The sequence below is a fragment of the Sphingomonas sp. MMS24-J13 genome (assembly GCF_044905095.1).
Lineage (GTDB): Bacteria > Pseudomonadota > Alphaproteobacteria > Sphingomonadales > Sphingomonadaceae > Sphingomonas_I.
On the sequence record NZ_CP173258.1, the window covers coordinates 321240 to 347117 of the forward strand.

Below are 25878 nucleotides of genomic sequence, written 5' to 3' on the forward strand. Positions count from 1 at the left end.
CCAGCGCCGCGATCACGGCTGCTGCCTGGCAGGCCGGCCTCGTGGCATTCGCTTGCGGGTGGGAGTCGGGACCTGTCATGGCTTCACGAACCGATAGGCAAAGCGATCGGTTTCGCCCTTGATTGCGGGATCGAACACTTTGTACGGAACGCTCTGGCTTCTCACGCAGGGGGAAACGCGCAAGACGGAGCGTGTCCGGCTCTTCACCGAGTTCGTGTCCCGCAGGCTCGCCGCGCACGCTGCGCTGTCGATATCGCCGAAACCGGCGGCCGGTTGAACAGCCGCCGGTCTTCGATCAATCGTCGTCGTCGTCGCTATCGGTCTGGCCGAGCCGGTCTTCTTCGTCATCGTGCATCGGCTCGCCGGCAAAGGCGCCGTTATCGATCACACCGCTACTCACCATCTGGTTCATCGTATCGACCAGATCGGGCGTATCGTCGGGCATGACCGCAGCGGGGTTCGCCCGGCCGCCATGCTCGCTGTCTTCGGACAGATCGCCGCCGAGGCCCAGGGCATCGTCGGCGACGTCCTGCGCCTGATCGCCGTCATTCTGCTCGTCATTGTCCAGTTCGGGGGCGATGTCGTCATTGGGGATGCGGGACATGGTTCGGCCTTGTCTTGAGGAATAGCGCCAACGGATCGGCGCGGAGGAGCGTTCCGCCAGCCTATGGCTGGCCCTTGCCGCCGCCCGCGCCGTAGATGTTGCCGGTGGTATAGCTGTTATCGCTCTCGGCCAAGCGGACATAGATGCCGGCCAATTCGGCGGGCTGGCCCGGGCGCATCAGCGGGGTATCGCCGCCGAACTGCTCGAGCTTCTCCATCGACGCGCCGCCGCTCACCTGAAGCGGGGTCCAGATCGGGCCGGGTGCCACGCCGCACACGCGGATGCCCTTGGGGGCAAGCTGCTTGGCGAGCGACTTCACGTAATTCATCGTCGCTGCCTTGGTCTGGGCATAGTGATAGAGATCGGGAGTGGGATCATAGGCCTGTTCGGATGTGGTGCCGATGATCACCGATCCGGCCGGCAGGTGCGGCAAAGCCGCCTTGATGATCCAGAACGGCGCATAGATGTTGGTCTTCATCGTCGCGTCGAATTCCTCGGTGGTAAGATCGAGGATCGAGGCGCGGGCCTGCTGCCGGGCCGCATTCATCACGAGGATATCGAGCCCGCCAAGCCCTGCCATCGCGTCCTTGACCAGCCTGGTGCAATAGCTCTCCTCCCGCAGATCGCCGGGCAGGGCGATCGCCTTGCGGCCGGCCTGCTGGATCAAGGCGACGACCTCGCGCGCGTCGGGCTCTTCGCTCGGATAATAGCTGATCGCGACATCGGCGCCCTCGCGCGCGTAAGCGATCGCGGCGGCGCGGCCCATACCGCTATCGCCGCCGGTGATCAAGGCCTTGCGCCCGGCCAGCCGGCCCGAGCCCTTGTAGCTGGTCTCGCCATGATCGGGGCGCGGCGTCATCTTGCCGGCCAGGCCGGGCCAGGGCTGCGACTGGCGCTCGAACGGTGGCTTGGGATATTTCGTCGTCGGATCGACGAGCGGATTGCCGCCGCTCGCCTGGGTGCCGGCCGCAATCGCGGGGGCGGCTGCGGCCGCCACGCCGATGGCGGCGCCGCCTACGATCGTGCGCCGCGAGGGGCCGTCTTTATCATCTGCCATGGTCTTAGCCTTGTGTGTGAGAGTGTGTCGTTCGGGAAGCCGGGGGCGCCGCCGCTGTCAGCCGCGCAGGAAGGCGATCAGATCCTCGTTCAGGCGATCGGGTGCGGTCGCGAACAGGCCGTGGGGTTCGCCGGCATATTCGATGAGCCGTGCGTGCGGGATGCCCTTGGCAGCGGCGCGGCCGGCCGGGTCGATCGGCACCGTCTTGTCGCCGGTCCCGTGGATGATGAGCGTGTCGACGCCGGCGAAGGACGGCAGATCCGGGCGGAAATCGGTCGTGCCGAAGGCATCGACGCAGGCGGCGGTCGCGATCGGGCTGGCCATGCTCGCCAGCAGGAAGGTCCAGTCGAGTACGCCCTGGCTGACCGGGCTGGAGACGAGCCCCGCGCCATAGAATTGCTTGGCGAAGGTCTGGAGGAAGGCAAAGCGATCCTTGCGGATCTGCCCCTTCATGTCCTCGAACACTTCGCGATCGACGCCGTCGGGATTGTCGTCGGTCTTCAGCATATAGGGCACGACCGAACTGATCAGCGCCGCCTTCGCGACCTTCGCATGCCCGTAGCGGGTGAGGTAGCGCGCAATCTCGCCACCCCCCATCGAGAAACCGACCAAAGCCGCGCCATCGGGTGTGCACCGATCGATCACCGCCGCCAGATCGTGCGCGAACGTGTCGTAATGATAGCCGCGCGCGGGGTGGGAGGATTGGCCGAAGCCGCGGCGGTCGTAGGTGATGACGTGGAAGCCCGCCTCGACCAGCGCGACCGTCTGATATTCGAACATGTCGCCGGTCAGCGGCCAGCCGTGGATCAGGATGACGGGCTTGCCCGATCCCATCTCCTTGACATGGATCAGGGCGCCATCATGGCCTTCGATGGTCGGCATAGTCTACTCCTCGGAAAGCAGCCGCAAAACCGATCGGGGGCTTCCGATGTTCCGGTTAGTTTACAGCTATTTAACGGAACTTTCCGGTGGCTCGAAAGTAAAGTCGGGCCCAGCGGCGGAACGAATGCGCTGCAGGGGGCCAACGCGCCGCACCATCCGAAGTTGCTGGGCCGCGGCCAGCTCTTGCAGAGCGATGCGGCGCTCGGCGAAGGGTGGGAGATTAATCCGAAGCCGAACGTCGATCGCGCCACGCCTGCGCAGTGATCCGCAGATAGACGCTGTCGCAATGTTCCTCGCCGATCAGCCACGTATTCCTGGCGGTGCGCGTCTCGGTGAAGCCGAGCCTGCCGAGCAGCCGGCGCGACGCTTCGTTGCGGGGATCGACATCGGCCTCGACATACGCAAGCCCATGCACATCGAACGCCCGATCGAGGATCGGCTCGAGCGCTTCGCGGGCGAGGCCACGACCCCAATAATCGGGATGCAGAGCGTAGCCGATGTCGGGAAAGCGATGGAGGCCGGCCTTCCCGATCACCGTGCCCTCGTGGACGATGACGAAGTCCTCGCCTAGGTCCGGCGGGATCGTCATCATTGCCTCGAGCCATTCGCACGTGCGCTCCAGCGTCTCGTGCGGCAGCGACGACCAGTAGCGCATCATGATCGGGTTGGAGAGCATCGCGTGGAGCGCCGCGAGATCGTCCATCTGCGCGGGTCTCAGCTCGAGGCGGGCGGTCTTCATCGGTAGATTTTAGAGCGTCGAGAATGAAAAGCGAACCGTTCGTCCCAAGCGAAGTCGAGGGACGTTCCGCGCTACCGTGTCTCGACTTCGCTAGAGACCGAACGGGTGTCATCGCATCGGATTTAGGGGGCGTACGCCAGCGGATCATAGGGCGCGGTCCATAAGGCTGGCCAAGCCGCCGGAAGCACTGCACAGCGACCGCATGTGCTTTTCCCCCACCGCCAGCTTCGTCGCCTCGGGCGTCCTCGCCACGATCGGGGTGGCGACGTTGCGACATGTCCGCGAGCCGCGCACCCTGCTGTTCGCGGCGGTGCCTCTGCTGTTCGCCTTCCATCAGTTCAGCGAGGGGATGGTCTGGCTCGGGCTCGACGGGGTGATCGGGCCGGACGGCATGCGCGCCGCGGCCTACGTCTTCCGGATCTATGCGCAGGGGCTGCTGCCGTTCCTGATGCCGCTCGCGGTGGTGTTGATGGAGCCGGCGGGCTGGCGGCGGCGGGTCATGATCGGGCTGGTCGCGATCGGCGCGGTGGTGAGCGCGTGGGATCTGTGGGGGCTGGCTTTCTATCCCAGCCAGACCTTCGTCCAGAACCACTCGATCGCCTATCGCAATCCGCTGACCGGCAATCTGAACATATCGCTGTTGTACATCTTGGCGACCTGCGGTTCGCTGCTGTTGTCGAGCCACAAAGTGGTGCGCTGGTATGGTGCGCTCAACGTCGTCGGGCTTACGGTGGTGCAGATCGTGCGCGATTATGCCTTCGCGTCGGTCTGGTGTTTCTATGCCGCCGCGTTGAGTGCGATGATCTACTGGCAGTTTCGCCGCAACACGATCGATGTCGATCGGCCCAATGGCGGGGCGCCGGTTCCGCAATCGTGATGCGAGTTGCCTGTTTTCACTTTCGCCATGCTGAACTTGTTTCAGCATCCACCGTGCCACGGGCGCGGACAGTGCGGCACGCCCGGTGGACCCTGAAACGAGTTCAGGCTGACGGGCGGATGACAGAGCGGCTGCGCTCTAACGGTCCCGAAACCGCCTCGGCCAGATGCCCTGCTTGCCCGGCGCGAGCACGCCGTTGGGATCGAGCATATCCTTCAGCCGGCCATTGAGCCGCCGCATCGCATGGTCGTTGAAGTCGAAGCTCGCGGCGACCCGATCCATATGATCGATATGCGTGCGATACTCGCAATAGCCCTCGGCCGCCGCATCCGCGATCAACGCATCCATCAGCGCAGGCACGTTCCTGGCCATCTTCGGATCGTCGCGATCGTAGAGGATCTCGTTGATGTTGACGATCGTGCGCCCGCCGACCGCGAAGGCGCCGTAATAATCGATGCCGGCCTCGGCATAGCGACGGCGGGTGCGCGCGAGTTGGGCATTGGCCTGCGCGCCATCGGCCGGGAGCAGGGGCGAGAAGCCGATATGGCCGCCGCGTCCGCCATACCAGCCGATCATCGCCATATCGCGCGTGCCGGGAATGCCCGCCTTGCTGAGCGCGAACGGATCGCCCTGCCGCCAGACCGTATGCGTGATCGGATCGCGGAAGTGCGGCTGGAGCGCGGCCTTCACTACCGCCAACTTGGCGGCGATCACCGGCTCGGCGCCGTAGAAATTGAGCTCGGCATTCCACCAGCCGATGCCGAGTTCCTGGCGGATCGTGCGCCCGACCTCGTCGGGGAGCAGCCCGTCGCCCTGATACCATTGCGAGCGCGGCCCGACATAGGAAGCGATGCCGACATAGCTGACCCACGCCGCATCATGATCGATCAACCCGCGCTGGCGCAGCGGATAGAGCATGTCGACGCCGCGCCCGAGATCCTCCGGCTCGGGCAGGCTCAGGTGGATCGTCATCGTCGCTTCGGGCGCGGGCATCAGCCACAGTCCGAGCTTGGTGACGATGCCGAAATTGGACTGGCAGAACATCTGGTCCCAGCCCGGTCCATAAGCATTGCGCGCGACATGCCAGGTCTTCGAACCCGCCATCGCCCCCGCGCCGGTGCGCACCAGCGATCCGTCGGGCAGGACGGCCTCGATCCCGCAGATCTGCGCGCCATGATCGCCATAAGGCTGCGGGCCCGCGCCGCGCTCCAGCGCATTGCCGGCGACGCTGCCCCAGGCATTGCCCGGCACCGACAGCCATAATTTCGATCCCATCGCCTGCAGCCGATCGTACAGATCGAAGAAGCCGACCCCGGGCTCGACTGCGCAATAGCCGCGCTTCTCGTCGATCTCGATGATCCGCCGCATTCGCGACAGATCGAGGATCACCGCCCCCGCCAGCACCGGCGCCGTCCCGCCATACCCGAAATTCTTGCCGCGCGAGATCGGCCACAAGGCCGCGCCGCATTCGTTGGCGATCCGCAGCAGCGCCTGGATCTCCTCGACCGTCTCGGCCGCGACCGCGCCCGAGGGGGCATGCGTGCCGGGATCGAACGCCATCGCATCCGAATAAGCCGCGCGATCCTCAGCCGCGGCGAACACGCGATCGGCGCCGACGATGCGGGTGGCGCGATCGAGGAACGTTGCGGCCGCACGCCGCAATGAAACAGGGGTCACGTCCTTCTCCTATCGATCATGCGCGCGCCTTGGCTTCGATGCCGCGTACCAGCGCATCGAGCGCGAATTCGAATGCCTCGTCCGGATCGTGGAAGGCGAGGACGAAATCGCGCGTCTCCGGTCGCTGCTCGTAAACCACCCAGCCGAGGATCAGCCCGGCGAGCGCACCCGCTGCGGCGCTCGCCTCGCGATCGGCGAGGCCGGCGGCCAGCAAGGGCGCCATGATCCGGGGAAACACCTCGTCGCGCAGCCGCGGCGTCGGCGGCGCATGCGAGGCGATGAGCGCGCTGTCGCGATGCGCCAACAGCGCGTTGCGCTGCGCGCGCCCGACGAAACGGAGCCAATCGGGCCAGGCGAGATCGGGCGGGGGCATGCCGATGCTTTCGCCCAGCACATGTTCGAGCATCAGGCTCAACAACTCCTGCTTGCTCCGCACATGATAATAAAGCGCCGGCCCCTGAACATCGAGCGCCGCCGCGAGCGCGCGCGTCGAGAGCGCAGCAACCCCCTCCCGATCGACCAAGGCCCATGCCGCCTCGACGATCCGGGGCAAGTCGAGCGTCGGTCCGTCGATAGTCCGCCTGCGCGCCATTCACCCTCCATTGACCCGATCGGATTGATAACTTACCACTGCTAAATAACAAGACGCGGCATGAGCCGGAGAGGAGGGTGGATGAAGATCGAGCGGATCGACGTGGCGCATTGCATGGTCGGCGAGGGGCCTTTGTGGGATGTCGCCGAACAGGCGCTGTACTTCATCGATATCGTCGGCAAGGCGGTCCACCGATATCACCCGGCGAGCGGCGACACGCGGCGCTGGGATGTCGGCCAGATCATCGGCTCGATGGCGTTGCGCGAGCAGGGTGGCGCGATCGTTGCGCTGAAGGACGGCATCTCCACGCTCGATCTGGAGAGTGGCGCGATCGATCTCCTCGCACCCGCCCGCCACCTCCATCCGCGCGCGCAGATGAACGACGGCAAGGTCGATCGGCGTGGGCGCTTCGTCGTCGGATCGGGGGATTCGGACATCCGCGATTGCCGGCCTTACGGATCGCTCTATCGGCTCGGTCCCGACCATGAACTGCGCGAGCTCGATCGCGAGATCGCGATCAGCAACGGGCCCTGCTGGTCGCCCGACGACAAGACATTCTATTTCTCGGATAGCCTGCCCCACCATATCTACGCCTACGATTATGACATCGACACCGGCGCGGTGGCGAACAAACGGCTGTTCGCCGACACGCGCGAACTGGGCGGTATCCCCGATGGCGCCACGGTCGATCGCGACGGGCTGATGTGGGTCGCGATCTGCGAAGGCGCTAAGATCGTCGCCTATCGCCCAGACGGACAGATCGAGCGGGTGATCGACATGCCGGTCAAGCTGCCGGCGAGCGTGATGTTCGGCGGCGCGGCGCTCGACGAACTCTACGTCACCTCGATCGATCCCACGCTGGTCGGGCGCGAGCCCGATGGCGGCGGGGCGACCTTCGTCATCACCGGTCTCGGCGCGCGCGGGATCGCCGAGGCGCGTTATGCCGGCTGACGCCACCCGGGCGGGGCTGCCGATGCGGTCCCTGCTGCTCATCCTCGTGATCGTGTTCGTCAATTTCGCAGGATTCAGCCTGATCATCCCGCTGCTGCCCTTCTATGGGCGCGAGCTGCACGCCAGCCCGATCGAGGTGACCCTGTTGTTCGCGGCTTATTCGTTCGGCGGCATCTTCGGCGAGATATGGTGGGGCCGCAATTCGGACCGCTATGGCCGCCGCAAGATCCTGATCGGCACGACGGCCTGCACCGCGCTCAGCTATCTCGCCTTCGCGTTCGTGCCGAACCTCGCTCTGGCGTTGGTCATCCGCGTGCTGACCGGCTTCTTCAGCGGCACCGTCGGCGTGTGCCAGAGCTATATCGCCGACGTGACCCGCCCCGAGGAACGCGCGCGCAGCATCGGCCTGCTCGGCGCCGCGCTCAACCTGGGCTTCGCGATCGGGCCGGCGATCGGCGGGCTGCTGGCGGCGCCCGATCAGGGGCTCGCCGGCTTCCGCCTGCCGATCCTGATGTCGGCGGCGGTGGCAGGGCTGGCGGCCTTGTGGAGCCTGTTCGTGCTGCACGAAAGCCACGCGCCGGGCGCGGCGCGCCCGCTGCCGAAATGGGGAGAGGCGGCGCGGATCGTGGGCACGCATGGCTTGCTCGCACGGCTCTTCGCAATCGCCTTCATCGGGATCGGCGCATTCGCATCGATGGAGGCGGTGTTCGGCCTGTGGACCGCGCACAATTTCGGCTGGTCAACGCACGAGGTGGGGCTGACCTTCATTGCCGTCGGGCTGACCGGTTTCTCGGTCCAGGTCATGGCGATCGGCCGTGCGACCCGCCGCTTCGGCGAAGCGCGCGTCATCGTCGGCGGCCTGGCGGTGCTGGCGGCGAGCATGCTGTTCCAGCCTTTGCTGCGCGATCCGCTGGCAGCGGTCGTACTGATGTCGGCGCTGATGGGCGGGCACAGCATCGCCTTCCCCACCGCGGGCGCGCTGATCTCGCGATCGATCGGTCCCGACGTGCAGGGCAGCGTCAACGGATTGCTGATGGCCAGCAATGCGCTCGTCGCATCGTCGTGCCGCCGATCTTCGGGGCGATCTATGCGGGGCTCGGGCCCGATTGGCCCTATTATATCGGCGCGGCTTTGGTCGGCGTGGGCATCCTGATCGGCCTGCAGGTGGTGGCGATCCGCGACGCGGCGGCGCGCTGACGGCGGATCACCGTCGCCCGCGTCGCAGCGCGATCACCAGCACCAACGCGGAGAGGGCGATCGTCGCGATGGTGATGCCGGTTCCGTAACGCGCCTCGACCGCCTCGAACGCCGGGCCGATCAGATAGCCTGCAGCGGTGAAGGCGCTGCCCCAGACGATCGATGCCACGATATCGAGCGGCACGAACAGCCGCGTCGGCACGCGCGACGCGCCGATCGCCACCGGCGCCACAGCACGCAACCCGTAGGCGAAGCGGAACAGGAGCACGAACCAGACCGGATAGCGCTCGATCAGCGCGAGCGATCGTTCGAAGGCAGGACGCGCGACCATATGCTGCACGATCCGGCTCCGGCGGAAATGGCGGCTGAGGTGGAACCAGAGCTGATCGATGAAGCAGGCGCCCGCGATCGATGCGAGCGCGGCGATGTAGGGCGACATCCAGTGGCGGTGCGCGAGGATGCCGCCCGCCAGCGCGAACGGTTCTCCCTCGATCCCCGCGCCCAGGAAGATGGCGACGACACCGTAATGCAGGATCAACGCTTCCACGATCTGGCCGATCCCCAATGAGTGCCGATGGCCAGCCGATACGCACGAGCATCCGGTCCGGGCTCGCCTATCTGCCTTCTCCACGCTTCGATCCACCGCCGAACGGTTGCGCGGCAGCGCATGAAACGAGATCGTTGCTTGGCCGTTATAGCCCCGCATTTTGGAGGGACCATATGAAGAAGATCCTCACGCTTGCCGCCGTCGCCGCGACCATGATCGCGCCGGTGCCGGCCTTCGCGCAGCCCGATTCGGCGCCGCGCGTGCATCGCTATCACGGCCATAGCCGCTATTATTACCGCCATTGCCGCAAGAGCAGTGGCACGACCGGCCTGCTCGCGGGTGCCGGCGGCGGTGGTCTCGCCGCAGCGGCGCTCGGCGCCGGCCCGGTCGGCATCGCCGCCGGCGTCGTCGGCGGCGGCTTGCTCGGCCGTCATCTCGACAAGCGGCACGACGCCGCGCAGAATCGCCGCAACGGCTGCTGATCTACGGACTTGGTGACGGACGATGTCGAGGTGCTTCCTCGACCCGCTATGCGTCACCCTGAACTCGTTTCAGGGTCCACCAGGCGTGCCGCACTGTCGGCGCAAATTGCCTGGTGGATGCTGAAACACGTTCAGCATGACGAAGGTCCTAAATCCCCAACCGCTCCTTGAGCCGCTGCCGAGACGCCGTGAGCATAAGTCTCGCGCTGTCCCCGTCGATCGAGCGCGCCAGCGCCATCGCGCCCACCATCTCCGCCACGATCGACGCTGCCAGTGCCTCGGGCTCGTCGCGGCCGAGTGCGCGGATGCTTTCGGCGATCCTGGCCTGGAAGCGCTGTATCCCAGCCGCAAATCGTTCGCGTGCCGCAGCCGGCAAACGGTGCGCCTCGCCGGCCAGCGAAGGCAGGCAGCAGGTCTTTTCCGGAAGTGTGCGCGCGCGCTCCGACAGATAATGATCGATCAGGCTGACGAGCCCGCCGGCCGGATCGTCCTCCGAAAGATGGCGCGCCAGCATCGCCCGGCTGTCCTCGAACATCCGGTCGATCGCATGCGCCACCAGATCGTCGCGCGAGGCGAAATGCGCGTAGAAGCCGCCGTGAGTCAGCCCGGCGCGCTTCATCAAAGCCGCGACGCTGATCCCCTCCGATCCCGACGCGCGCATCGCCGCGGCCGCTTCCTCCAGGATGCGGGCGCGGGTGCGCTCCTTGTGCGACAGTGCTTCGGCCATCATCAGCTCCTTTCCTGCCAGCCACCGCCCAATGCGCGAACCGCGGCGACCGATGCACGCGCGGTTCCGGCGCGCGCGGCGGCGAGGCGATCCGACGCATCGAGCAAGGCGCGATCCGCGTCCAGCACATCGACCAACGCGACCACGCCGCCCTGATAGGCCTGCCGTGCCTGATCGCGCGCCTTGGCCAAGGCTGCAACCTGCTGTTGTCGCGCGGCGATCTCGGTGCGGCCTTCGTTTAACTGCGACAATGCCGTCTCGACCTCCTCGGTCGCCTGCAGCACCGATCCGCGATACTGCGCCAGCGCCTCGGCATTGCGACCGTGCGCCTGCGCGACCTCGGCATCGACCCGGCCGAAATCGAACAGCCGCCAGCGTAGGCCCGCCGAGCCGCCCGCCTGGACCGCATTGCCGGTGAACAGCCCGCCGGTGCCCACGCTGGCGATGCCGAACAGGCCCGCGAGCGAGACGTGGGGATAATATTCCGCCACCGCCACGCCGATCCGGGCATTCGATGCCGCGAGCCTGCGCTCGGCTGCGGCGATATCGGGCCGGCGGCGCATCAACGCGGCGGGCTCGACGTCACCGGCCGGATCGGGCGCGAGCGGGATCGCGGCGACGGGGGTAAGTTCGGCGCGCGACGTGCCCGCCTGCATGCCCATCAATATATCGAGCCGGTTCATCTGCCCGGCGATCGCGGCACGCAGCGGCGCCAGCGCGGCTTCGAGCCCCTGCTGCTCGCCGAGCGTGCGGTTGAGATCGCGGTCGGGCGATACGCCCTGATCGACCCGCTGGCGCACGAGGCTGACCAATTGCCGCTCGGTATCGAGCTGTTGCTGCGCCACCGCGAGCCGCGCCTGCAGCCCGCGCAGCTGGAGATAGGCATCGACCGTCTCGGCAGCGATACCGAGACGGACGGCGTCGGCCTGGTCGCGCATACCGGCAAAGTCGGCGCGCGCCGCCTCGCGTCCGCGGCGCAGCCCGCCGAACAGGTCCACCTCCCACGATGCCTGCGCGCCGACCTGATAGAGCGCATAATCGCGCGGGAAGCCGAGCTTGTTCGAGGCCGCGCCGAACGGCGTGTCGAGCGACTGGCTCTGCTTCTCGGCCGACGCACCGAGGCTCGCGCTCGGCAGCAGGGCAGCACCCGCCGCGTTCGCCGCCGCGCGGGCCTGATCGACCCGTGCCGCTGCAGCCGCGATGTCCAAATTCTGCGCGAGCGCCCGCGCCACGATGCTGTCGAGCAACGGATCGTTATAGGCGCTCCACCAAGCCGCATCGCCCGCCGGCGTCACCACGCCGGCGGTGGCGAAGGCCGGCGTCAGCGGAACATTCGGGCGGACATAGTTCGGCCCGACGGTGCAGGCGCCGAGCGCCAGCAGGGGGAGGAGGTGAAGCGAAGCACGCATGGTCCGGGTCCTCAATGGGCGGCGTCGGGGGGAACGGGGTTGGTCAGATTGGTCGGGCGGCAGAAGGGCACCATCACCAGCGCGATCACGAACATCCACGCCATCAGGCGGAAGATGTCGTCGAACGCGATCGTCAGCGCCTCGCGCCCCGCGACCCGCGCGAACAGGCCGCGCGCGAGCAGCAAAGCCTGCGCCGGATCGGGCGTGTAGGCCGCCATCTTCTGCGCGAGCGTCGCGATCGTGTCGGTCGCGCCGCCGGCATCATGGCCGAGATTTTCGCCCAACCGAGCAGCGGCGATGCGGGTGTGATCCTGGAGCAGGGTGTTCACCACCGCGATGCCGATCGCACCGCCGAGATTGCGCATGAGGTTGAACAGGCCCGAGGCGTAACGCAGCTCGGCCGGCGGAAAGACCGACAGAGCCATCGTCACGCTCGGCACGATGCAGAGCATCAGGGCCAGCCCGCGCACCGCCTGCGGCAGCGCCAGCTCCCAGAAGCCCCACTGGCTGGTCATGTGCGAGGTCAGCCACAGGCTCCACGCGAACAAAGCCAGCCCGACCGTGATCATCCAGCGCAGATCGATCCTCTGGCTGAGCTTCGAGGCGATCACGACACTCATGATCTGCGCGATACCGACGACGAACACGGTCGTGCCGATCTGCAGGCTGTCATAGCCGCGCACGCGGGCGAGATAGACCGGGACGAGGTAGATCGAGGCATACATGCCGAAGCCGATCACGAGGTTGAACACGCAGGCGAAGACGAAGGTGGGCTTGCGGAACGGGGTCAGCTTCACGATCGGATTGGGCGAGAAGAAGGAGCGTTCGAGGAACAGGACGAACGCGACCAAAGCGACCCAGCCCGAGATCGCGATGCCGTCATCGCCGAACCAGTCCTTCCGCGGCCCTTCCTCGAGCACATATTCGAGCCCGCCAAGGAAGATCGCCATCGCCGCGAAATGGCTCCAGTCGATCCGCGCGAACATCGACGGCGTCGCCCTGTCGACCCGGATCACGAACACCGACAGGGTCGTGACGATAACGCCGGGGACGATGTTGATGAAGAACAGCCAGCGCCAGTCGAACGCGTCGGTGATCAGACCGCCCGCGGTCGGCCCCAAAGTGGGCGCGATCACCGCGACGGTGCCGAGGATCGCCGGGATCATCGCGCGCTGCTTGCCGGTGAAGATCGTGAAGCCGACCGAGAAGACCAACGGCACCATCGCGCCGCCGGTGAAGCCCTGCAGCGCGCGAAACGCGATCATCGATCCGATGCTCCACGACAGCCCGCACATCAGGCTGGAAAAGGTGAACATCCCGGCCGAGAACACGAACAGCCAGCGCGTCGACATCGCCTGCGCGAGATAGGCCGAGAGCGGGATCATCACGAGCTCGGCCATCAGGTAGGCGGTCTGGACCCAGCTTACCTCGTCGGGTCCGGCGGCGAGCCCGGCCTGGACCTCGTTCAACGAGGCCGAGACGATCTGGATGTCGAACAGCGCCATGAACTGGCCGAACGCCATCACGCCGAAGATCAGATATTTGCTTGCATCGGGCATGGCCGCCGGATTGGCGGACCAATCCCGCCCCAGCGCTCTCAACCGACCGACCGCCGCTGCGACCATGTTTCGCATCCCGAAAACCGAGCGTGAAAATCACCACTCGACAAATGATGATCGTCATTTATATGATGCCTATCATATTTGCAAGCCATCCCGCCACGGAGCGAAACGATGAATGCCGAAGCGACTCGCGATCAGCTCGCGGACATGCGCCTGAATGCGGTGGAGGAGGGCGCGCCCAGGCGGCGCCTGCCGGTGTCGCCGCGAACGCTGACGGTTTCGTTGATCGCCATCGCCGCGGCGGTCGGTGGCGCGGCGTGGATCACGGCGGCACCCTCGTCGCAATCGACCGACGATGCTTATGTCGCGGCGGATGCTACGTCGGTCGCCCCCAAGGTGCGCGGGCTGGTCGAGGCCGTGCTGGTGCGCGACAATCAGAGCGTGAAGGCGGGGGATCCGCTCGTCCGGATCGATCCCGAGGAGTTCGATGCCCGAGTCGCCAGCGCGCAGGCCGATCTCGCCAATGCCGAGGCCGACGTCGCGTCGGCGCGCGCCGCTCTGGTCAGCCTCGATGCCGAGGAACGGCTCGCCGTTGCCAATATCGCCGCGACCCGCACCACGATCCGCGCCTCGGCGGCGGAAGCCGATCGCGCCGACGCCGATCGCAAGCGCTACGATGCGCTCGTTGCGACCGGCGCGGTCGCAAAGCGCGATGCCGATACGTATCGCACTGCGGCGATCGGCGCCGAGCAGGCGTCGGCGCGCGCCGCGGCGATGCTGGCGGTGTCGGAGCGCGAGGCGAGCGTCACCTCCGCCAAGCGCGCGACCCTCGATGCCGCGCTCGAAAAGGCCGAGGCGCAACGCCAGCGTGCCGCCGCCGTGCTCGATCTCGCGCGGCAGGATCAGCGCCATACCCTCATCCGCGCGCCGATCGACGGCACGATCGGCAATCGTCAGGTGCGGGTCGGCGATTATGTCCAGCCGGGCTCGCGATTGCTGACCCTGGTGCCGCTGCACGCGCTCTACGTCACCGCCAATTTCAAGGAGACGCAGGTCCGCGACATGGCGGTCGGCCAGCCCGCGACGGTGTCGGTCGATGCGCTCGGCGGCAAGATCAAGGGCCATGTCGAGAGCTTCGCGCCGGGATCGGGCTCGACCTTCTCGCTGCTGCCGTTCGAACCCGGCACCGGCAATTTCACCAAGATCGTCCAGCGGGTGCCGGTGCGCATTCGCTTCGATACCGATCAGCCGCAGGTCGATCGCCTGCGGCCCGGTTTGTCCGTCACGGCGCGCGTGCGCCTGTCGCATTGAGTTTCAGGAGACGTCTTTATGGGCCAAGGAACTGCTCTCATCACCGGTGCCTCGAGCGGGATCGGCGCCGTCTATGCCGATCGTCTCGCCAAGCGCGGCTATGACCTCATCCTCGTCGCGCGCGATGCCGCGCGAATGGAGGCACTCGCGGCGCGGCTACGCGCCGAGACCGGGGTCAATGTCGAAGTCCTGCCCGCCGATCTGACCGACGAGGCTCAGCTGGCCGCGATCGAACACAGGCTCGCCAGCGATCCCACGATCAGCCTGCTGATCAACAATGCCGGCATGTCGCTGAACGGCAGCCTGCTCGACAATGGTCCCGCCCAGATTGGGCTTCTGATCGCACTCAACGTCACTGCCACCACCCGGCTGGCGGGCGCGGCCGGCAAGGCGTTCGTCGCGCGCCATCGCGGTGGGATCGTCAATATCGCCTCGGTGCTGGCGCTCGCACCCGAGATGTTCGACGGCGTCTATAGCGGCTCCAAGGCGTTCCTGCTCAACCTCAGCCAGTCGCTCGCCAAACACGCCGAGCCCGAAGGCGTGCGCGTGCAGGTCGTCCTGCCCGGCGCGACGCGGACCGAGATCTGGGAACGTTCGGGCAAGGACGTGGACGCCTTGCCGGTCGATTGGGTGATGGAGGTCGACGATCTGGTCGATGCGGCTCTGGTCGGGTTCGACAGGGGCGAGACCGTCACGATCCCGCCGCTGGCCGACGAGGGCCAGTGGGAGGCGCTGCAGGCGGCGCGGCTGGCGATGGGCCCGGGCTTGTCCAGGCGCGAGGTGGCCGAGAGGTATCGGTAAGATCGATTCTCCCCTTGCGGTGGCGGATTCGTTGCTGACCCGGATCAACGTAGTGGATCGAACCATGCGCTAACGTCGTTGTCTGTATGACAGCGGATGAGAGGCGCATGGCGGATCTGACGGAGAAGGCGGCCTTCGGGATCGCCGGGCTCGATGACATCACCGATGGCGGTCTTGCGCGCGGGCGGCTGTTCCTGCTGGAGGGCAGCCCCGGTACCGGCAAGACCACCATCTCCACCCAATTCCTGATCGCCGGTGCCCAGGCCGGCGAGCGCGGCCTCTATATCACCTTGTCCGAGACCGATGCGGAGTTCCGCGCCGGCGCCGCCTCGCACGGCTGGGATCTGGCGGGGATCGACATATTCGAGCTGATCCCGCCCGAAAACCTGCTCGACGATCAGCAGCAGCAGAGCCTGCTCTACTCGTCCGATCTCGAACTCGGCGAGACGACCAGGCGCATCTTCGAGGTGTTCGAACGGGTGAAGCCCGATCGGGTCGTGCTCGACAGCCTTTCCGAAATCATGCTGCTCGCGCAGAGCCCGCTGCGCTTTCGCCGCCAGACGCTGGCGCTGAAGCATTATTTCTCACGGCATGGCGCGACCGTGCTGATGCTCGACGATCTCACCGCCGACACCAACGATCGCACGATGCACAGTCTCGCCCATGGCGTGATTCACCTCGATGAACTGGCGCCCGATTACGGCGCCGAACGCCGCCGCACACGCATCATCAAATATCGCGGCCAACGCTATCGCGGCGGCTATCACGATTTCGTGATCCGATCGGGCGGCGTGCGCGTCTTCCCGCGGTTGGTATCGGCCGAGCACAGGACGACGTTCGAACGATCCCAGATCGAGACCCAATTGCCCGAACTGAACGCGTTGCTGGGCGGCGGGCTCAGCCGCGGATCGAGTACGTTGATCCTCGGGCCGGCGGGCACCGGCAAATCGGTGCTGACGCTGACCTTCGTCAAGGCCGCGATCGATCGCGGCGAACGCGCGGCGATGTTCGTGTTCGACGAGGAACTGGGCCTGCTGTTCGATCGCGCGCTCGGATTGGGGATCGATCTCCAGGCGATGGTCGATGCCGGGAACCTGGTGATCGAGCAGGTCGATGCCGCCGAACTGACCCCGGGTGAATTCTCCGAGCGTGTGCAGCGCTGCGTAGAGGTCTATCAGGCCGCGACGGTCGTGATCGATAGTCTCAACGGCTATCAGGCTGCGATGCCCGGCGAGCAGGCGCTGATCCTGCATATGCACGAATTGCTGCAATATCTGAACCGGCAGGGCACATCGACCTTCCTGACCGTCGCCCAGCACGGCCTGGTCGGCGACATGAAGGCGCCGGTCGATGTCACCTACCTGGCCGACAGCGTGATCCTGCTGCGCTATTTCGAGGCGGCCGGGCGGGTCCGCCGCGCCATTTCGGTGATCAAGAAGCGCACCGGCACGCATGAGGATACGATCCGTGAATATCTGATCGACAGCCGCGGCATTACCTTGGGCGAGCCGCTCACAAATTTTCAGGGCGTGCTGCGCGGTGTGCCCAGCATGATCGGCGGCAATGAAGGCGCTGGCTTGCTGATGCCGGCACAGACGGATTGATTCCGCATCTTTCCGAACGGGCGCTGATCCTGGCGCCGCAGGGGCGCGATGCCGAGGTTGCCTGCGCGATGCTTGGCGAGGCGGGGCTGCTCGGCGTGCCGTGCCGATCGATCGACCATATGGTCGAGGAGATGGGCAAGGGCGCCGGCTACGGGCTGATCACCGAGGAGGCGTTGCGCACGGCCGATCTTCATCCGCTCGCGAAATGGCTCGCGGCGCAGCCCGAATGGTCCGATTTCCCATTCATCCTGCTGACGCTGCGCGGCGGCGGGCTGGAGCGCAATCCGGCGGCGGCGCGCTATCTCGAGACGCTCGGCAACGTCACCTTCCTCGAGCGGCCGTTCCACCCGACGACCCTGGTGAGCCTCGCCCAATCCGCGCGGCGCGCCCGCCGGCGCCAATATGATGCGCGCGCCCGGCTGGAGGAATTGCACGCGCTCGCGGCCGAGCTGGAGCAGCGCGTCGAGCAGCGCACCGCCGAGCGTCAGGCCGCGGTCGAGCAATTGCACGAGGCCCAGAAGCTGGAGACGTTGGGCCAGCTCACCGGCGGCGTCGCGCATGATTTCAACAATCTGCTCACCCCGATCGTCGGCACGCTCGACCTGCTCCAGCGCAAGTTCGAGGGGCAGGATGCGCGCACCGATCGCTGGATCGCCAACGCGCTCCAGTCGGGCGAGCGCGCCAAGACCCTGGTGCAACGCCTGCTCGGCTTCGCGCGACGGCAGGAATTGCAGAGCAGGCCGGTCGACATGGCTGGCCTGATCGACGGCATGCGCGATCTCATCACCAGCTCGATCGGACCGACGATCGAGCTTCGTATGCGCTGCGCCAGCGAGTTGCCGCAGGCGCTGGCGGACCCGAACCAGCTCGAGCTCGCGATCCTCAACCTGTGCGTCAACGCGCGTGACGCCATGCCGGGGGGCGGCCTGCTGACGATCGCGGTCGAGCCGGCTTTGCTGGGGCCGGGATCGGAACCCAAGCTCCCGCCGGGTCTCTACATCCGGCTGTCGATCATCGACACGGGCACCGGCATGGATGCCGAGACGCTGGCGCGTGCGGTCGAGCCCTTCTTCTCGACCAAGGAAATGGGGCGCGGCACCGGCCTCGGCCTCTCGATGGTGCACGGCCTCACCGCGCAATTGGGCGGGGCTTTCGTGCTCGACAGCGAGCCCGGCCAGGGCACGCGCGCCGATCTCTATCTGCCGGTGACCGCCGCCACGGCCGGGTCCGATGCTACTGCCGCGCCGAGCAAGGCGCTCCTGCCATCGCGGCCGCTGGTGATCCTGGTTGTCGATGACGAAGCCCTGGTCCGCCGCGGCACCGCCGAAATGCTGCGCCATCTCGGCCATCGGGTTCTGGAGGCGGAGGGCGGTGCCGAGGCGCTCGTGATGCTTGCCGCCAATTCCACGATCGAGGCGGTCGTGACCGATTATAAGATGCCGCACATGGACGGCGCCGAACTGGCGCGGCGCGTGCATGGCGAGTGGCCTGAAATGCCGATCCTGCTGATTTCCGGCTATACGGGCGCGGCCGATCCGGTCGCCGATCTGCCGCGCCTCAACAAGCCGTTCGGCCTGATCGAACTCGCCAACGCGCTCAACCGCGCCTGCAATCCCGGCAGCAACGTCGTCGCGTTCGGCTGAACCGTCAAGCAGCGCCCCTTGAACGTAGCAGTTGACGGACCCGCTCGACTTACCGACGATGGCGGCTTCATGGGAGCGGGGCGGGCGTGATGCTGCAATCGGTCGACATGCGGGATGCCGACACGCCGGCGCCACGCGATCTGCGCCGGATCGGCGCGCATCCCGATCACTGGTACCCGATCGCGTGGAGCCGTGAGCTCAAGCCCGGCAAGATGCTCGCGCGCAGCATCTTCGGCGAGCCGGTGGTGGTCGTTCGCAGTGCCGAGGGCCAGGTCTTCGCGCTCGAGAATCGCTGCGCGCACCGCCAGGTTCCACTCAGCCACGGGGTGGTCAAGGGCTGCACCGTGCGGTGCGGCTATCATGGCTGGGCGTATGACGCCGGCGGCACCTGCATCGACGTCCCCTATCTTGGCCGCGAGCGGCTGCCCAACGGGGTCAGGGCCTATCCCGCGCACGAGGTCGATGGCCTGGTCTTCGTGTTTCCGGGTAATGCCGTGCTCGCCGATGCGCGGCGGCCGAAGGCACTCGGTGCGAAGGCGGACAGGAGCTACAAGACCCGCGAGCTCAACCGCGAGGTCGCGGCGCACTACACGTTCATGCACGAAAACCTGTTCGACATGAACCACCAGTTCCTCCACCGCCGCCAGATGGGGATGATCAAGGCGAGCTGTCTCGGCTTCGAGAGCGGCGAGGATTGGAGCGAGGTGCGCTACACCTTCGATCGCACCGCCGGTTCGGCCTCGATCGGGGAGGGGGCCATCCTCGGCATGATGCGCGCGACCGACGCGGCGACCCGCAAGGACCGCATGGTCATCCGCACCGATTATCCGCACCAGACCCTGACCTTCGCGATGGACGATGGCGATCCGGTGCTGTCGGTATGGCTCGGCTACGCCCCGCTCGACAAGGACCAGCGCACCAACCGCACCTTCGGCTATCTCTCGGTCAAAAGACCGAAGGTTCCGCTGGTGCTCGATGCGGTATGGCCGTTCATCACGATGTTCACCGAATTGATCTTCCGCGAGGACAAGGAGATCGTCGAGATGGAACAGGCTGCGCACGACGCGCAGGGGGCGGATTGGAACAACGAGGTGTTTCCGCCGATCAAGGCGCTGCGGGCGGTGTTGCAGAGGTGCGGAGTCTGACCTTGGATATCCGGCCGGACGATCCGGCGGCGGCGCATGTCGCCGGCCTGTTGGCGCATCATATCGGTGAACTGCGTGCCGTGATGGGCGAGCATGCCTTCGCGCTGGATGCCAGCGGCCTGTCCGCACCCGGCGTGACCTTCTGGACGGCATGGCGCGACGGGACGCTGGCGGGCTTCGGTGCGCTCAAGCAGCTCGCGCCCGATCATGGCGAGGTCAAATCGATGCGCGCCGCGCCGGCGGCGCGAGGCTCGGGCGTCGGACGCGCGCTGATCGAGCACATCATCGCCGAGGCGAAGGCCCGGGGTTATAAGCGGCTGAGCCTGGAGACGGGGACGGCTGCGCTCCACGCGCCGGCGATCGCGCTTTATCGGCGTGCCGGCTTCGTCGATTGCGATCCGTTCGCGGATTATCGGCCGAGCGCGAACAACCAGTTCCTCTCGCTGGCGCTTTAGGGCGTCTTGCGTAAATCGGACCTGCTTGCTCTCCCGTCACCCCAGCGAAGGCTGGGAACTCGTGAGAGACAAAGTGAGTTTATATCCTCCTGAGATCCCAGCCTTCGCTGGGATGACGTCATGGTGGATTTCGCTCAATGCGCTGGATAGGCCTCGGCCGAGGCGGCACTTGCGTTTCATGGGCATTTCGCCCATAGGCCCGGCATCGGGGCGAGAGTCGTACTCTCGCCCCGCTATTTTTTGCACGACAAGCCGGAGGGGCGTCGCATGGGGCGGCGTCAGCGATCGGCAGGAGAAATGACACATGGCTCTTTACGAGCACGTGTTCCTTGCGCGCCAGGATCTGGCACAGGCGCAGGTGGACGCGCTGGCGGAACTCGCCACCAAGATCGTCGAGGACGGCAAGGGCAAGGTCGTCAAGACCGAGACCTGGGGCCTGCGTGGCCTCGCTTACCGCATCGCCAAGAACCGCAAGGCGCACTACGTCTTGCTCGAGATCGACGCGCCGACCGGCGTTGTCGCCGAGGTCGAGCGTCAGCTCGGCATCAACGAAGACGTGATCCGCTACATGACCGTCCGCGTCGACGCGCATGAAGCCGGCCCGTCGGCGATGATGCGCCGCAGCGACCGTGATCGTGAGCGCGGCGAGCGTGGTGATCGCGGCGGCCGCAGCGATCGTGGTGACCGCGGCGACCGTGGTGGGGATCGTCCCCGTCGCGACGACCGCGAAATGGCAGCGTAAGGAGACAGACCGATGGCCCGTGCATTCTTCCGCCGCCGCAAGAGCTGCCCCTTCTCCGCGAAGGACGCCCCCAAGATCGATTATAAGGACGTGCGCCTGTTGCAGGGCTTCGTGTCCGAGCGTGGCAAGATCGTGCCCAGCCGCATCACCGCGGTTTCCACCAAGAAGCAGCGCGAACTCGCCCAGGCGATCAAGCGTGCCCGTCACATCGGGCTGCTTCCGTATATCGTGAAGTAAGGAGCGCACGCACATGGATGTGATCCTGCTCGAGCGCGTCGAGAAACTCGGCGCCATCGGTGACGTCGTCACCGTCAAGAACGGCTTTGCCCGCAACTTCCTTCTTCCCGGAAGAAGGCGCTGCGCGCCAACGACTCCAACAAGAAGGTCTTCGAGGCCAATCGCGCGCAGATCGAGGCGGACAATGCCGCCCGTCGCAGCGATGCCGAAAAGGCTTCGAAGGGCGTCGACGGCAAGACCCTGACCCTGATCCGCCAGGCTTCGAACACCGGCCAGCTCTACGGCTCGGTTTCGGCGCGCGATCTGGCCGAGCTCCTCGCCGAGGACGGCACCAAGGTCGCCAAGAACCAGATCGTGCTCGACAAGCCGATCAAGGCGATCGGCGTGAACAGCGTGAAGATCCAGCTTCACCCGGAAGTGTCGGTGACGATCAAGGTGAACGTCGCCCGCTCGCCCGAAGAGGCCGAGCTGCAGGCGCAGGGCGTCGATGTCATGGCAACGATGTTCGAGCGTGACGAAGCCGGCTTCACCGAAGATTATGATCCCAATGCCGAGCCGGGCGCGACCGCGCTCGTCTCGTCGGAGGAGCCTGCTTCGGAGGCGTAAGCCTTTCGATCCAGTCGAAACAAAAAAAGGCCGTCCGGAGCGATCCGGGCGGCCTTTTTCTTTGTCGATCAAAGCGTGCCGTTCGTCCTGCGGACTTATTGAGCTCGTCGCGATGGTCGCCAGAGCGATCGTCGAAATCCGTCATGGCGACGTTCGTCGCGAGCGCCAGGTTAAATATGGTGCGCTGCGCTGCTGACGTGCCGAGGCCGCTTCCCTCCATGGTTGTGACTAGCTACAGCTGCGGCAGTTGACGGTCTCAACCAAGAAGGCCGCACCCGCAAGCTTCGGAGAGGCTCTTGTCGAACGATCTGACGAATGACGATATCGCCGGGCTTGTCCGTCGGCTCGAGGCGGTCGAGCATGAGCTCGGCGTGCTCAAGGACATCCAGGCGGTCCGCACGCTTCAATTCAAATATGGCTATTACATGGACAAGGGCTGCTACGACGAGGTCGTCGGCCTGTTCGCCAGCAATGGCTGCCTCCATTTCATGGGCGGTGTCTTCCGCGGCAAGGCCGGGCTGACCCGGCTCTATTGCGATCGGCTGCGGACCAGTTTCACCGACGGCAATAACGGCCCGATCTACGGCATGCTCGCCGAGCATATGCAGTTGCAGGACATCGTCGACATCGCGCCCGATCGCCAGACCGCCAAGGGCCGCTTCCGCGCGCTGATGCAGGCGGGCAGCCATGTCACCAAGGAAAAGATCAGCACCTACCTGCCGCTGCAATGGTGGGAGGCCGGCGTCTACGAGAATGACTATGTGAAGGAGGACGGGGTCTGGAAGATCCAGACGCTCGATTATCACATGTTCTGGCAGGCCGATTTCGAGAAGGGCTGGGCGCACGCCAAACCCTATGAAGGCCATTTCTTCGAAAAGACCTATCCCGAGGATCCGGCGGGGCCGGACGAATTGTCCGATCGCGTGCCGACCTTCTGGCCCGAGACGCCGCTGGTGCCGTTCCATTACCCTCATCCGGTGACGGGCGAGCCGCATACCATCCGGCTGACCGACGGGCTCAAGCCGCAGCGCTGACGAACGATTTTCAGGGGGTATAATGGCGCGCGACTTCAAGGGTACGACCGGGGAACGGGGCTGGTTCCTGGCGGTGATGCTGGCGGTGAACCTGTTCGCCTACGCCGATCGCATGGTGGTCGGCGCGGTGGCGCAGGCGATGAAGGTCGATCTCGGGCTGAGCGACAAGCAGATCGCCTTGCTCAACGGCTTCGCCTTCGCACTCTTCTATTCGATGCTCGGCCTGCCGATCGCGCGCGCGGCCGAACGGGCGAGCCGCACGCGGATCATCGCGGTCGCGGTCTTCGTATGGTCGATCTTCGCGACGCTTTCGGGCCTGGCCGGCAGCTTCGTCCAGCTCCTGCTGTTCCGGGTCGGCGTGGGCGTCGGCGAGGCGGGGTTCAATCCGCCGGTGGCAAGCCTCGTCTCGGATCTCTATCGCGCCGGCCAGCGCGCCCGCGCGATTGCGATCATCGGGCTCGGCGGCGCGATCGGGCCGGCGATGGGCGCGATCGGCGGCGGCTATATCGCGCAGAACGGCAGCTGGCGCGAGGCGTTCATCGTCATCGGGCTGCCCGGCCTGCTGCTCGCGCCGATCGTGTGGTTCACCCTGCGTGAGCCGCCGCGCGGCTGGGCCGACAATGCCGCGCACGACGCGACCGCACATCCCGGTATCCTGGAGACCTTCGGCACGCTGCTGCGCAAGCCGGCCTTCATCGCGATCATGATCGCCGGTGCGGTCGGATCGTTCGCCACCAATGTCGTCCAGCAATTCACCTCGCCCTTTCTGGTGCGGACCTTCGGGCTCGGCCTGGGGCATGCGGGACTGCTGCTCGGCGGGATCAGCGCGGGCGCGGTGACGATCGGGTTGCTGGGCGGTGGCGCGATCGCCGATGCGCGTGCGAAAAAGGACCGGCGCTGGCTGATGTGGGTGCCGGCGATCGGGGTCGGGCTGAGCGGACCACTCTATCTGGCGGCGCTTTCGGCCGGAGAACTCGAGTTCGCGGTCGCCGGCCTCTTCCTGGCCGCGGTCGGCGCCTTCACCTATTATGGCACCACGATCGCCGCGGTGCAGGACATGGCACCGCCGCGCATGCGCGCGTCGGCCTCCTTCCTGTTCGGCTTCGCGATGATCCTGCTCGGTTCCGGGCTCGGGCCGGTCGTCACCGGCGCGCTCAGCGACCATTTTGCCGACGTGGCCTTCGGCGGCGATTTCGGTGCGACCTGTCCCGGCGGCAAGGCGATTGCCGGATCCACCGCCGCGATCGCCGCGGCGTGCCGCTCGGCCTCGGCGATCGGGCTCACCCGCGCTTTGATGTGGTCGCAGCTGGCGATACCCGTCGGCGTGATCGCCTATCTGATCGCCGCACGAACCTTCCGCCAGGATAGTTATGCGCCCACGGAGATCACAGCATGAGTCGTGAAGTCGTATTGGTCACCGGCGCCGGCCGGGGCTTCGGTGAGGCTATCGCGCGGCGTTTCGCCAGCGAGGGCGCGGCGGTGGCGGTGTTGTCGCGCAACCGCGCGCAGCTCGATCGGGTCGTCGCCGCGATCGAGGCCGATGGCGGCTACGGCTTCGCGGTCACCGCCGACGTCACCTCGCCCGCCGATGTCGATCGCGCGGTGAGCGAGGTCGAGGCGGCGCTCGGGCCGATCACGACCTTCATCAACAATGCCGGCGTGCCCGGCCCGTTCGGGCCGCTGTGGGAGGTCGACGTCGAGGCGTGGTGGCAGTCGCAGCAGGTGCATATCCGCGCGCCGATGCTGTTCCTCCACCGCATCCTGCCCGGCATGATCGCGCGCAATCATGGCCGCGCGATCATCGTCTCGGCGATCGCGAGCCGGATGGTGGCGCCCTATCTCAACGCTTACTGCACCGGCAAGATCGCGCAGAACCGCATCGTCGCCGAGGCGGCGGCCGAGCTCAAGGATACGGCGGTCAAGGTGTTCGCGATCGATCCGGGCTTCGTCTTCACCGCGCTCGCCAACGAGACGATGACCTCGCCCGACGCACGGAAATGGCTGCCCGGCATGGTCGGGCGGCTCGAACAGGCATCGGGCAAGGGCGACGACGGCGATCTCGCGCGCTGCGCGCAGCGCTGCATCGATCTCGCGAGCGGGCGCTACGATGCGCTGTCGGGCAGCTATACCGAATTGCCCGACGATCTCGACGCGATGGTGCGCGAGAAGGAGGCCGCCGCGTGAACGCCGAGGATCGCATCGCGGCACTCGAGGCGCAGGTGGCCAGCCTCGCCCACGGGCTGGCGATCCAGGAGGATGTGCAGGCGATCCGCACGCTCCAGTTCGCCTACGGTTACTTCATGGACAAATGCATGTTCGCGGAGATCGTCGATCTCTTCGCCGAGGATGCCGAACTCCACTTCATGGGCGGGGTGTTCAAGGGCAAGGCGGGCGCGCGCCGGCTTTATGGCGGGTCCAGCGGGATGAACGGCCCCGAACATGGCATGCTGTTCGAACATATCATCGCGCAGGACATCGTCCACGTCGCACCCGATCGCACGACGGCGGAAGGACGGTTTCGCACCTTCATGCAGGGTGGCGTGCATCGTTCGAAGGAGGGCGCGCCGCCCGCGATACCGCCGCAATTCCTCGAGGCCGGGATCTACGAGAACCGCTACGTCCGCGAAGGCGGCGTGTGGAAGTTCCAGCTGTTCAACTACAAGGTCGTCTACCAGTGCGATTTTTCGGTGGGCTGGGCGAATGCGCCCGAGGCACCGTTGATGGTGAGCGAGCATCGCAAGACGTTCCCGGAAAGCGCCTCAGGGCCCGACGCGCTGGAGGCGCGGCCCGATCGCTGGCCCAAGGCGGTGGTGATGCCGTTCCACTACCGGCATCCGGTGACGGGTGAACCGATCAGGACGCCGGTGCCGAAGTAAGAATAGCCGTTCGCCTCTTCCACTCGTCACCCTGAACTTGTTTCAGGGTCCACCGTGAGTGCCGCACTGTCTGCGCAAGTTGGCTGGTGGATGCTGAAACAAGTTCAGCATGACGACGAAA

At 66.3% G+C, this 25878-nt stretch carries 27 protein-coding genes and 1 pseudogene; 17 read left to right on the top strand and 11 right to left on the bottom strand.

Annotated features, from left to right (window positions below):
• Window positions 1-75: 75 nt before the first annotated feature.
• The 5 genes from AB4Z44_RS01440 to AB4Z44_RS01460 all read right to left on the bottom strand — a co-directional run bounded on the left by AB4Z44_RS01440 (window position 76) and on the right by AB4Z44_RS01460 (window position 3282).
• Window positions 76-348, bottom strand: a complete 273-nt coding sequence (locus AB4Z44_RS01440; protein ID WP_404712313.1) for a hypothetical protein — start codon at window positions 346-348, stop codon at window positions 76-78.
• Window positions 296-604: a hypothetical protein gene (locus AB4Z44_RS01445; protein ID WP_404712314.1), complete on the bottom strand. Its 309-nt coding sequence runs from the start codon at window positions 602-604 to the stop codon at window positions 296-298. Before AB4Z44_RS01445 ends, AB4Z44_RS01440 begins: the two co-directional genes overlap by 53 nt.
• A 61-nt stretch (window positions 605-665) precedes the next feature.
• Window positions 666-1661 (bottom strand): SDR family oxidoreductase, encoded by a 996-nt coding sequence (locus AB4Z44_RS01450; RefSeq protein ID WP_404712315.1) that lies wholly within the window; start codon window positions 1659-1661, stop codon window positions 666-668.
• 57 nt (window positions 1662-1718) lie between these two features.
• Entirely contained in the window at window positions 1719-2543 is an 825-nt protein-coding gene (locus tag AB4Z44_RS01455; RefSeq protein ID WP_404712316.1) for an alpha/beta fold hydrolase, read from the bottom strand.
• Between the two features lie 220 nt (window positions 2544-2763).
• Window positions 2764-3282 (bottom strand): GNAT family N-acetyltransferase, encoded by a 519-nt coding sequence (locus tag AB4Z44_RS01460; protein ID WP_404712317.1) that lies wholly within the window; start codon window positions 3280-3282, stop codon window positions 2764-2766.
• Window positions 3283-3484: 202 nt separating this feature from the next.
• On the opposite strand from AB4Z44_RS01460, the gene AB4Z44_RS01465 reads away from it, so the two are divergent.
• Window positions 3485-4159 (top strand): DUF6629 family protein, encoded by a 675-nt coding sequence (locus AB4Z44_RS01465; protein WP_404712318.1) that lies wholly within the window; start codon window positions 3485-3487, stop codon window positions 4157-4159.
• Window positions 4160-4297: 138 nt separating this feature from the next.
• Here AB4Z44_RS01465 and AB4Z44_RS01470 read toward each other — a convergent pair whose 3' ends face one another.
• Both AB4Z44_RS01470 and AB4Z44_RS01475 read right to left on the bottom strand, forming a co-directional pair.
• Entirely contained in the window at window positions 4298-5836 is a 1539-nt protein-coding gene (locus tag AB4Z44_RS01470) for an FAD-binding oxidoreductase (RefSeq protein WP_404712319.1), read from the bottom strand.
• Window positions 5837-5852: 16 nt separating this feature from the next.
• Entirely contained in the window at window positions 5853-6428 is a 576-nt protein-coding gene (locus AB4Z44_RS01475) for a TetR/AcrR family transcriptional regulator C-terminal domain-containing protein (protein ID WP_404712320.1), read from the bottom strand.
• Window positions 6429-6509: 81 nt separating this feature from the next.
• Here AB4Z44_RS01475 and AB4Z44_RS01480 point away from each other — a divergent pair, with 81 nt between their 5' ends.
• Window positions 6510-7379: an SMP-30/gluconolactonase/LRE family protein gene (locus tag AB4Z44_RS01480; RefSeq protein ID WP_404712321.1), complete on the top strand. Its 870-nt coding sequence runs from the start codon at window positions 6510-6512 to the stop codon at window positions 7377-7379.
• Between the two features lie 22 nt (window positions 7380-7401).
• Window positions 7402-8532 (top strand): MFS transporter, encoded by a 1131-nt coding sequence (locus AB4Z44_RS01485; RefSeq protein ID WP_404712322.1) that lies wholly within the window; start codon window positions 7402-7404, stop codon window positions 8530-8532.
• A gap of 51 nt (window positions 8533-8583) precedes the next feature.
• Here AB4Z44_RS01485 and AB4Z44_RS01490 read toward each other — a convergent pair whose 3' ends face one another.
• The gene (locus AB4Z44_RS01490; protein WP_404712323.1) at window positions 8584-9123 is read right to left on the bottom strand and encodes a DedA family protein; all 540 of its coding nucleotides are present in this window, start codon (window positions 9121-9123) and stop codon (window positions 8584-8586) included.
• Between the two features lie 173 nt (window positions 9124-9296).
• On the opposite strand from AB4Z44_RS01490, the gene AB4Z44_RS01495 reads away from it, so the two are divergent.
• Window positions 9297-9605, top strand: a complete 309-nt coding sequence (locus AB4Z44_RS01495; RefSeq protein WP_404712324.1) for a hypothetical protein — start codon at window positions 9297-9299, stop codon at window positions 9603-9605.
• A gap of 148 nt (window positions 9606-9753) precedes the next feature.
• On the opposite strand, the gene AB4Z44_RS01500 is transcribed toward AB4Z44_RS01495, so the two are convergent.
• Genes AB4Z44_RS01500 through AB4Z44_RS01510 form a run of 3 tightly spaced genes read right to left on the bottom strand, consistent with a single transcriptional unit; the run spans window position 9754 to window position 13366 of the window.
• On the bottom strand, window positions 9754-10335 hold the full coding sequence (locus AB4Z44_RS01500) for a TetR/AcrR family transcriptional regulator (RefSeq protein ID WP_404712325.1): 582 nt from the start codon (window positions 10333-10335) through the stop codon (window positions 9754-9756).
• Entirely contained in the window at window positions 10335-11741 is a 1407-nt protein-coding gene (locus AB4Z44_RS01505) for an efflux transporter outer membrane subunit (protein ID WP_404712326.1), read from the bottom strand. Before AB4Z44_RS01505 ends, AB4Z44_RS01500 begins: the two co-directional genes overlap by 1 nt.
• Before the next feature lie 11 nt (window positions 11742-11752).
• Window positions 11753-13366 carry a DHA2 family efflux MFS transporter permease subunit gene (locus tag AB4Z44_RS01510; RefSeq protein WP_404712327.1) on the bottom strand — a complete coding sequence of 538 codons (1614 nt, stop codon included), beginning with the start codon at window positions 13364-13366 and terminating at the stop codon, window positions 11753-11755.
• 108 nt (window positions 13367-13474) lie between these two features.
• Between AB4Z44_RS01510 and AB4Z44_RS01515 the strand changes: the two genes are divergently transcribed.
• From AB4Z44_RS01515 to AB4Z44_RS01575, 13 genes and pseudogenes are all read left to right on the top strand, one after another.
• Window positions 13475-14614, top strand: a complete 1140-nt coding sequence (locus tag AB4Z44_RS01515) for an HlyD family secretion protein (protein ID WP_404712328.1) — start codon at window positions 13475-13477, stop codon at window positions 14612-14614.
• An 18-nt stretch (window positions 14615-14632) separates the two neighbouring features.
• A complete protein-coding gene (locus AB4Z44_RS01520) occupies window positions 14633-15415 on the top strand; it encodes an SDR family NAD(P)-dependent oxidoreductase (protein WP_404712329.1) in 783 nt (260 codons plus the stop codon).
• 107 nt (window positions 15416-15522) lie between these two features.
• Window positions 15523-17019: an ATPase domain-containing protein gene (locus AB4Z44_RS01525; RefSeq protein WP_404712330.1), complete on the top strand. Its 1497-nt coding sequence runs from the start codon at window positions 15523-15525 to the stop codon at window positions 17017-17019.
• The gene (locus tag AB4Z44_RS01530) at window positions 17016-18662 is read left to right on the top strand and encodes an ATP-binding protein (protein ID WP_404712331.1); all 1647 of its coding nucleotides are present in this window, start codon (window positions 17016-17018) and stop codon (window positions 18660-18662) included. The genes AB4Z44_RS01525 and AB4Z44_RS01530 overlap by 4 nt, the downstream gene beginning before the upstream one ends.
• An 89-nt stretch (window positions 18663-18751) precedes the next feature.
• Window positions 18752-19807: a Rieske 2Fe-2S domain-containing protein gene (locus AB4Z44_RS01535; RefSeq protein ID WP_404714322.1), complete on the top strand. Its 1056-nt coding sequence runs from the start codon at window positions 18752-18754 to the stop codon at window positions 19805-19807.
• Between the two features lie 2 nt (window positions 19808-19809).
• Window positions 19810-20262 (top strand): GNAT family N-acetyltransferase, encoded by a 453-nt coding sequence (locus AB4Z44_RS01540; RefSeq protein WP_404712332.1) that lies wholly within the window; start codon window positions 19810-19812, stop codon window positions 20260-20262.
• Between the two features lie 304 nt (window positions 20263-20566).
• Window positions 20567-21004, top strand: coding sequence for a 30S ribosomal protein S6 (gene rpsF, locus AB4Z44_RS01545; protein ID WP_404712333.1), 438 nt, complete (start codon window positions 20567-20569; stop codon window positions 21002-21004).
• A 12-nt stretch (window positions 21005-21016) separates the two neighbouring features.
• Window positions 21017-21241, top strand: coding sequence for a 30S ribosomal protein S18 (gene rpsR, locus AB4Z44_RS01550; RefSeq protein ID WP_404712334.1), 225 nt, complete (start codon window positions 21017-21019; stop codon window positions 21239-21241).
• 13 nt (window positions 21242-21254) lie between these two features.
• Window positions 21255-21847: pseudogene (rplI, locus tag AB4Z44_RS01555) on the top strand (50S ribosomal protein L9).
• 296 nt (window positions 21848-22143) lie between these two features.
• Entirely contained in the window at window positions 22144-22881 is a 738-nt protein-coding gene (locus tag AB4Z44_RS01560) for a nuclear transport factor 2 family protein (protein ID WP_404712335.1), read from the top strand.
• A gap of 22 nt (window positions 22882-22903) precedes the next feature.
• Window positions 22904-24277: a spinster family MFS transporter gene (locus AB4Z44_RS01565; RefSeq protein ID WP_404712336.1), complete on the top strand. Its 1374-nt coding sequence runs from the start codon at window positions 22904-22906 to the stop codon at window positions 24275-24277.
• Window positions 24274-25065, top strand: a complete 792-nt coding sequence (locus tag AB4Z44_RS01570) for an SDR family NAD(P)-dependent oxidoreductase (RefSeq protein ID WP_404712337.1) — start codon at window positions 24274-24276, stop codon at window positions 25063-25065. The genes AB4Z44_RS01565 and AB4Z44_RS01570 overlap by 4 nt, the downstream gene beginning before the upstream one ends.
• The gene (locus AB4Z44_RS01575; protein WP_404712338.1) at window positions 25062-25757 is read left to right on the top strand and encodes a nuclear transport factor 2 family protein; all 696 of its coding nucleotides are present in this window, start codon (window positions 25062-25064) and stop codon (window positions 25755-25757) included. Before AB4Z44_RS01570 ends, AB4Z44_RS01575 begins: the two co-directional genes overlap by 4 nt.
• Window positions 25758-25878: the final 121 nt, after the last annotated feature.